Genomic DNA, 6,238 nt, shown 5'->3' on the forward strand with positions numbered 1-6,238 from the left:
TTGCTGAATGATGTTTGTAGCATTAGGGGGGACTCCATGAGCAAAACGTTTATTATCGAAGCGGTGATGTTAGCCGTGCATGGCCAGCTCATGCTGCCATCAAAACCTGTGACTTATTTGATACCTTATACGACCATTCAAGAATTATATGAACTGCATAGTAGCCCTGAACCTATTATGTTAGAGCAAGAAGATGATGGCTTCGTCAAACAAATGATCGGTGAACTCATCGCATTTTTCGAGGAATCTTTTAATAAGAAAAAAATAGAAAAGGCTTTGTCCATACCATGGGGAAAAAGCCCACCGTTACCAATAAATGAGCATGTGACCTTGAAAATTGTGTATGCGATAGATAATGAAGCCTATGGTGATCAATTTGATCCTATCGAAACGGAATTAATTTTGACCGCTTTGAAAGAACAAGCTGTATTATTAACGGATCAATTCGATTTTATTGAGCGATTAGTGGAATTTGCCATACCTGTTGAGGCTTTCGATGTAGAGGATTTTGAATTCGCGGTAGAAGGCGACAACCAAGTATAAGAAGAGGAGGTGGTTCAGGGTATTATGCGAGTTATTGAAAAAGAGGAACAATTAGCATTACTCCCGGCTAATTGGTTCGGGGCCCAAACATGGACGCTTCGTGTTGGTGCAGGCGGGATGAATAATACAACACGATTCGTTGAGGTAGAGGGTCGTACATATGTTCTACGACTGTATGAGACACATCGTGACCGGAACAAAATTAAGTTTGAGCATAATGTATTGCTTCGTTTAGCTGAAATGAAGGAGGAGCTTCCTTTCGAAATCCCGATGCCACTAGAGCTGCCAACTGGGGGAACCGTGGTAACGTTAGCGGATGACGATCAAGATGGGAAGCTTGCTGCTTTGTTTACTTTTACAGAAGGTCATAATCCAATTGAATTAAGTCTAAGCCAACTGCATGAGATGGGGAAAGCAGCAGGTCAATTATCTGCAACCTTAGCCAAGATCTCAATAGCAGATAAACCGGAGTACTCTCCTTACTATGAAATAGAACATATTCATCCTAGCTGCAAGCCAGATGCGATTCGAGCGTTCGCGCTGCAACCGCCAGAGCCTTTCATCGCACAGCAGGACGAACTTGCTTATATATTTAATCGTTATATGGCCTTGTACAGCGCAATACCAGCGATTCGTCAACTTCCCCATCAACTCGTTCATGGCGATATTAACGGTTCCAATATGCTGGTGGATGACGAGGGACATTTTGTAGCCATTCTCGATTTTGAATTTGTAACAATCGATGCGAGGGTTATGGAACTTGCTGTTTGTTTATCTGATCTAATTGATCCGATGCTTCCCGAGGATAGACTCAGAAGGAATAGCAAAGCGTTTTATGACGGTTACCGTCAATTTGTCCAATTATCACAAGAGGAAATCAGGATATTACCTTTGTTAATCGAGCTTCGTAGACTAGATGTGTTCATTCATTTCCTAGGACGATACTTGGATGGGGTAGATCCGCAAGGTGTGTTGGTCGATATTCTTGGCAATACCTATGAGAAAACGAAATGGCTCCAAGAGCACAATACTTTGTTGCGTTTCGATCTGAATTAATCACTAAAGCGTGCCATACTAACCTTAAGGTGAGTAAGACACGTTTTTTTCAGTTCTTTTTTTGTTGATAGGCTTGAACTATACTGGTACATAGGAAGCAGGATATTTGTGAAAACTTTAGTGAATACATAGGTTTCTTGCCTAATAATTAAGTTACTTAGAAATATGAAGGAGGACTATCATGGTCTATCAAGCAAGTTCAACACGCTATGCTGAAATGAAATATAATCGTACAGGGAAATCGGGACTCAAGCTTCCAGCTATTTCACTTGGCATGTGGCATAATTTCGGAGGGTTAGATTTACATGAGAACGGAAAAGCTATGYTGCTTCGTTCATTTGATTTGGGGATTACCCACTTTGACTTAGCGAACAACTACGGGCCGCCGCCAGGATCAGCAGAGGAATTGATGGGCCGTGTACTTAAAAGTGACCTYGGGGCTTATCGCGATGAAATCATCATCTCGACTAAATCGGGTTACCACATGTGGGAAGGTCCTTATGGTGAGTGGGGATCCAAGAAAAACATGGTGTCGAGCTTAGATCAAAGTTTGAAAAGAATGGGCCTAGATTATGTCGATATTTTCTACTCTCACCGTCCAGATCCGAACACGCCATTCGAAGAAACAATGGCGACTTTGGATTTAATCGTACGTCAAGGTAAGGCGCTCTATGTTGGACTTTCTAATTATACGGCTGAGCAAACCATAGAAGCTGCTTCCATTCTTAAAGGTTTAGGTACTCCGCTTCTTATTCACCAACCAGCTTACAGTATGATGAACCGCTGGATCGAGGATGGCTTACAAGATGTGCTGGATGATTTCGGTGTTGGAAGTATCGCGTTCTGCCCGCTTGCTCAAGGCTTGCTAACGAATAAATACGTGAACGGAATTCCTGCTGATTCGAGAGCTGGCGGCAAGAGCCAATTCTTGAAAGAAAAAGACATCACAGAAGAAAAGCTCAACCAAATCATTCAACTGAACGAATTGGCGAGCTCTCGTGGTCAAAGCTTAGCGCAGATGTCGCTGGCTTGGGTGCTGCGCGGCGAACGTGTTACGTCAGCTTTGATTGGTGCAAGCCGCGTATCACAAATTGAGGAGAATGTTGCCGCACTTAAAAATCTGGCGTTTGCTCCAGAGGAATTGGCAGCGATTGAAAAAATCTTGAAGTAGAAGCAAAGTTGAATAATAAAAAGCCAAACAAACCAAATTAAGACTCCGCGCGCTTATCAATCGCTTCAGACATCGTACGATCCGTGAGATGCGCATAGATTTGCGTGGTCTCAGGGGAAGCATGGCCAAGCTGCTCTTGCGTTTTGTACAAGTCGTTCTGTAGGTAGTAGTCGGTGGCGAACGAGTGTCGCAATTTATGTACAGATAAGTACGGCTTACCAAACCTTTTCGCATATTTGATCACAAGCTCTTGAATGGCTCGCTTCGTCATACGTTCGCCTTCTTTTTTGCCATTGGCCATGGCGATGAAGAGGKCTTTTTCTTTTTTTGCTGGCTTGTATCGGGAAGAGCGAATACTTAAGTAATCCGTGATGGCTTGAATGGCATCGAGCCGGAAGTAAACTGGCGTTTTGAACGTATCGTCATTTTTACCTTTTCGATACACATGGACAAGCTTCAATTTCATATCGATATCATCAACGTTTAGGTTGAACACCTCAGATACACGAAGTCCTGAATTGAGGATTAGCGTAACGATACAGGCATCTCTGACTTTATTTAACTCATACGCATATAGAGCTTGTTTATTCGTTGCTACATCGTGCTCATAGCCTTCCTTTACATAAGCAATGAACTCGGCAATTTCTTCTTCCTGCAGCAATTTGCCTTCGAGCTTCGCTGCACTGTCTTTGGCCTTGTGAGCACGTTTAATTTCCACTTTCGCCATCACATTTCGTTTCAGAAGCGGGTAGAAGTTATCATCTTCGGCAATTTGACTCAAATAATGAAATAAGGAGCGCAGCGCAGACAATTTGCGGTTAATTGTAGTTTTACCATTAGCTTGTGCTTTACGAGTTGCAAGGAACATGCGAAAATTATTAACACTGTCCATATGTAATCGCTCTAAGTCCTCAAGTGGAACTTGATTCATGACGGTTGCCGTGCTTAAACCTTCGGCAAGAAGCCAGGAGAGAAAAATTTCATAATCACGTACATATTCAAGTAGTGATGAAGGTGAAAGATCAGGAAGCTTATAATTAATAAATTTCTCAATATACCAAGGCATCGAAGGGACTCGTCGATCTAACTCATGGCGGTCTTTGACTTTAATAATATTCATACGGTTCACCTCATAAGCGTCTTGCTGTTAGTATACCAGTGGATTCCCTAAATTGGTAGGCATCCCAATCAAACTATTTGGCACCCTTAAACGTCTTAGCTACAACATGATTTAATTCTGATTAACCGCGCGGTAAAAGGAGCGTCATCAACGATATGACTAAGAATAGGAAGCTAGAAACCGAACTTATTACCTGTATAACGGAACATAAGGAGCATGTATATCGACTCGCCTATAGTTATGTGAAAAATCAAGAGGATGCACTAGACATCGTGCAAGAGGCGATTCAGAAAGCTTTTGCAGCAGCAGATTCGTTGAAAAGCCATGTAGCCATTAAAAGCTGGTTTTACCGAATTGTCGTCAATACCTCATTAGATTTCTTGCGTAAACATAAGAAGCTTACCGTCATGGATGATGTGACGATCGAAGCGATAACGCCTGGCAGTGAAGATGCCTATACGAATATTGACTTGGAGAGAGCGCTGGAAGATTTGCCGACTATGTATCGCAGTGTGATTACGCTTCGTTATTTTGAAGATTTGAAGATCGATGAAATTGCGGATGTGTTAAAAGAAAACTCGAGCACGATCAAGACTCGGCTCTACCAAGCACTTAAACTTTTACGGATAAAAATGAACGATGATACGCTTGTGGAGGTAAACTAACCCATGGATGAGAAGCTAGAACAAATGAAACAAACCTATATGGACATCCCCATTCCTGAAGAACTCGATTTCATAGTCAATCAAGCGATAAAACAACATAGAAAAAAGCCTAGGACTAATCTGAAATGGTCATCAGTAGCTGTCGCGGCTGCAGTAATTGTATTTGTTGCGGGTCTTAATACGAGCCCAGCTTTCGCTCATTCGTTAGCGGAGATGCCCGTCGTTGGCAAACTGATCAAAGTGCTGACCTTCCGAGAATACCTATATGACGATGGTGCACATAAAGCAAAAGTAGAAGTCCCCGTCATCACGAATTTGGATAATAAAGCGTTAGAGGAATCCCTAAATACGAAATACTTGGAAGAGAGCAAGAATCTCTACACGGATTTCATGAGCGACATTGAGAAGATGAAAGCAAGTGGATTAGAGGGACACCTTGGGGTAGATAGTGGTTATATTGTAAAAGCCGACAATGATCAAATCTTAGCGGTGGGCAGATATGTTGTCAACACAGTGGGTTCTTCGTCCACAACCTTTCAATATGACACGATTGATAAGAAAAATCAGTTGCTAATCACCTTACCGAGCTTATTTAAGGATGAAGGATATGTTCAAGTGATCAGTGATTATATTAAAGCGCAAATGATACAACGGATGAAAGATGATCCAGCTAAAATTTATTGGGTAGAGGGTGTTCCGAATGATGTGAAGTTTTATTTTAGTTCCATTAATAAAGATCAAAGCTTCTATATTAATAAGGATGGCAAGCTTGTCATTGTGTTTCAGAAATATGAGGTTACACCAGGTTATATGGGGACACCGGAATTCATCATACCGACCAACCTTTTAGCTGATCAATTAAGTACACATGCTTATCTTTTGCCCGAATAAAAAAGGACTAGGTTGCCTACATTAATTGGGTATGCAAAACATCAGCTGGGGGTATTACCATGCCGCAACAAAAGGAACTTGGTTTAGCGCAAATCAAAGATGTTGCCCAGAAAGCAGAGCAAGCAGCCGAACAAACCTTGCAGGTTGCTCAGCAAATCTATTCACAAGCTACAGCAGCGGCACTTACGGAGGCCGAGCAGCAGTTAGAGGATCTTCAATCTCAAATCAAGCAAGCGCAGCAGAAAACAGAAGATCTGAAGCAGGAAATTAAATCGCAGAGTGAGTCTACACAGTCTGAATGAAGCTATAATGTGACCCCACTTTCGTGGGGTTGAACAACTTGCAGGAAGATAGAGGAGGAGACATTATGCCGCGACGTCGTAATAGTGGTCCACATACGATTGATCCGAATAAAGCCATGATCCAATCCGTACATTATGAAAATGGAAGTATTGGGGCTGTTCAATTTCAAAATGGCCAAGTGGTCGATGTCCAGACTGCAATTGAGATGACCGAAGCCGATTTAATTGAAGATGCGAATACGGGGGTCAATCGGAAAGGCGAGAAAACCTTGCGATCCTATCCAGATGGAGACCCAAGCAATAATTTATCAAATTTACCGCGATTTTAAAGGATTTGAGAAAAGCTGTTTACCATTCATTGGTAAACAGCTTTTTTGTGCATTAAAAAAGCTGCTGAGTATTATCTCAGCAACTTTGAATGCGATTGCAAAATTATTTTTTAAAATAGCCTCCAACATAATTGTAGAGGACGCCAAGCACACCGATATAA

The 6,238-nt window shown here is 42.0% G+C and carries 8 protein-coding genes; 7 read left to right on the top strand and 1 reads right to left on the bottom strand.

Features of this window, described 5'->3' with window-relative positions:
* Nucleotides 1–36: 36 nt before the first annotated feature.
* The 3 genes from AC1DLM_RS34465 to mgrA all read left to right on the top strand — a co-directional run bounded on the left by AC1DLM_RS34465 (nucleotide 37) and on the right by mgrA (nucleotide 2,770).
* Nucleotides 37–543 (top strand): ADP-heptose synthase, encoded by a 507-nt coding sequence (locus AC1DLM_RS34465; RefSeq protein ID WP_171635912.1) that lies wholly within the window; start codon nucleotides 37–39, stop codon nucleotides 541–543.
* A 24-nt stretch (nucleotides 544–567) separates the two neighbouring features.
* A complete protein-coding gene (locus AC1DLM_RS34470; RefSeq protein ID WP_441992540.1) occupies nucleotides 568–1,599 on the top strand; it encodes a phosphotransferase in 1,032 nt (343 codons plus the stop codon).
* 181 nt (nucleotides 1,600–1,780) lie between these two features.
* Nucleotides 1,781–2,770 carry an L-glyceraldehyde 3-phosphate reductase gene (gene mgrA / locus AC1DLM_RS34475; protein ID WP_441992539.1) on the top strand — a complete coding sequence of 330 codons (990 nt, stop codon included), beginning with the start codon at nucleotides 1,781–1,783 and terminating at the stop codon, nucleotides 2,768–2,770.
* Between the two features lie 37 nt (nucleotides 2,771–2,807).
* Here the strand turns inward: mgrA and xerS are convergent, their stop codons facing one another.
* Nucleotides 2,808–3,890, bottom strand: a complete 1,083-nt coding sequence (gene xerS, locus AC1DLM_RS34480; protein ID WP_477572505.1) for a tyrosine recombinase XerS — start codon at nucleotides 3,888–3,890, stop codon at nucleotides 2,808–2,810.
* Between the two features lie 155 nt (nucleotides 3,891–4,045).
* Between xerS and AC1DLM_RS34485 the strand changes: the two genes are divergently transcribed.
* From AC1DLM_RS34485 to AC1DLM_RS34500, 4 genes are all read left to right on the top strand, one after another.
* Nucleotides 4,046–4,555, top strand: coding sequence for an RNA polymerase sigma factor (locus AC1DLM_RS34485; protein ID WP_477572506.1), 510 nt, complete (start codon nucleotides 4,046–4,048; stop codon nucleotides 4,553–4,555).
* A 3-nt stretch (nucleotides 4,556–4,558) separates the two neighbouring features.
* Complete coding sequence (gene rsiV / locus AC1DLM_RS34490; RefSeq protein WP_477572507.1) at nucleotides 4,559–5,446, top strand: anti-sigma-V factor RsiV; 888 nt, start codon at nucleotides 4,559–4,561, stop codon at nucleotides 5,444–5,446.
* Nucleotides 5,447–5,505: 59 nt separating this feature from the next.
* Nucleotides 5,506–5,748, top strand: a complete 243-nt coding sequence (locus AC1DLM_RS34495; RefSeq protein WP_441991756.1) for a hypothetical protein — start codon at nucleotides 5,506–5,508, stop codon at nucleotides 5,746–5,748.
* A 65-nt stretch (nucleotides 5,749–5,813) separates the two neighbouring features.
* Nucleotides 5,814–6,077: a DUF3892 domain-containing protein gene (locus tag AC1DLM_RS34500; protein WP_235550656.1), complete on the top strand. Its 264-nt coding sequence runs from the start codon at nucleotides 5,814–5,816 to the stop codon at nucleotides 6,075–6,077.
* Nucleotides 6,078–6,238 lie beyond the last annotated feature (161 nt).

The sequence above is a fragment of the Paenibacillus sp. 01T442 genome, from assembly GCF_056398345.1.

Excerpts from the sequence above, each read along its gene's own strand:
- AC1DLM_RS34500 (WP_235550656.1), top strand. The coding sequence starts at position 5,814 with ATGCCGCGACGTCGTAATAGTGGTCCACATACGATTGATCCGAATAAA.
- AC1DLM_RS34470 (WP_441992540.1), top strand. The coding sequence starts at position 568 with ATGCGAGTTATTGAAAAAGAGGAACAATTAGCATTACTCCCGGCTAAT.
- AC1DLM_RS34485 (WP_477572506.1), top strand. The coding sequence starts at position 4,046 with ATGACTAAGAATAGGAAGCTAGAAACCGAACTTATTACCTGTATAACG.
- rsiV (WP_477572507.1), top strand. The coding sequence starts at position 4,559 with ATGGATGAGAAGCTAGAACAAATGAAACAAACCTATATGGACATCCCC.
- AC1DLM_RS34495 (WP_441991756.1), top strand. The coding sequence starts at position 5,506 with ATGCCGCAACAAAAGGAACTTGGTTTAGCGCAAATCAAAGATGTTGCC.
- AC1DLM_RS34465 (WP_171635912.1), top strand. The coding sequence starts at position 37 with ATGAGCAAAACGTTTATTATCGAAGCGGTGATGTTAGCCGTGCATGGC.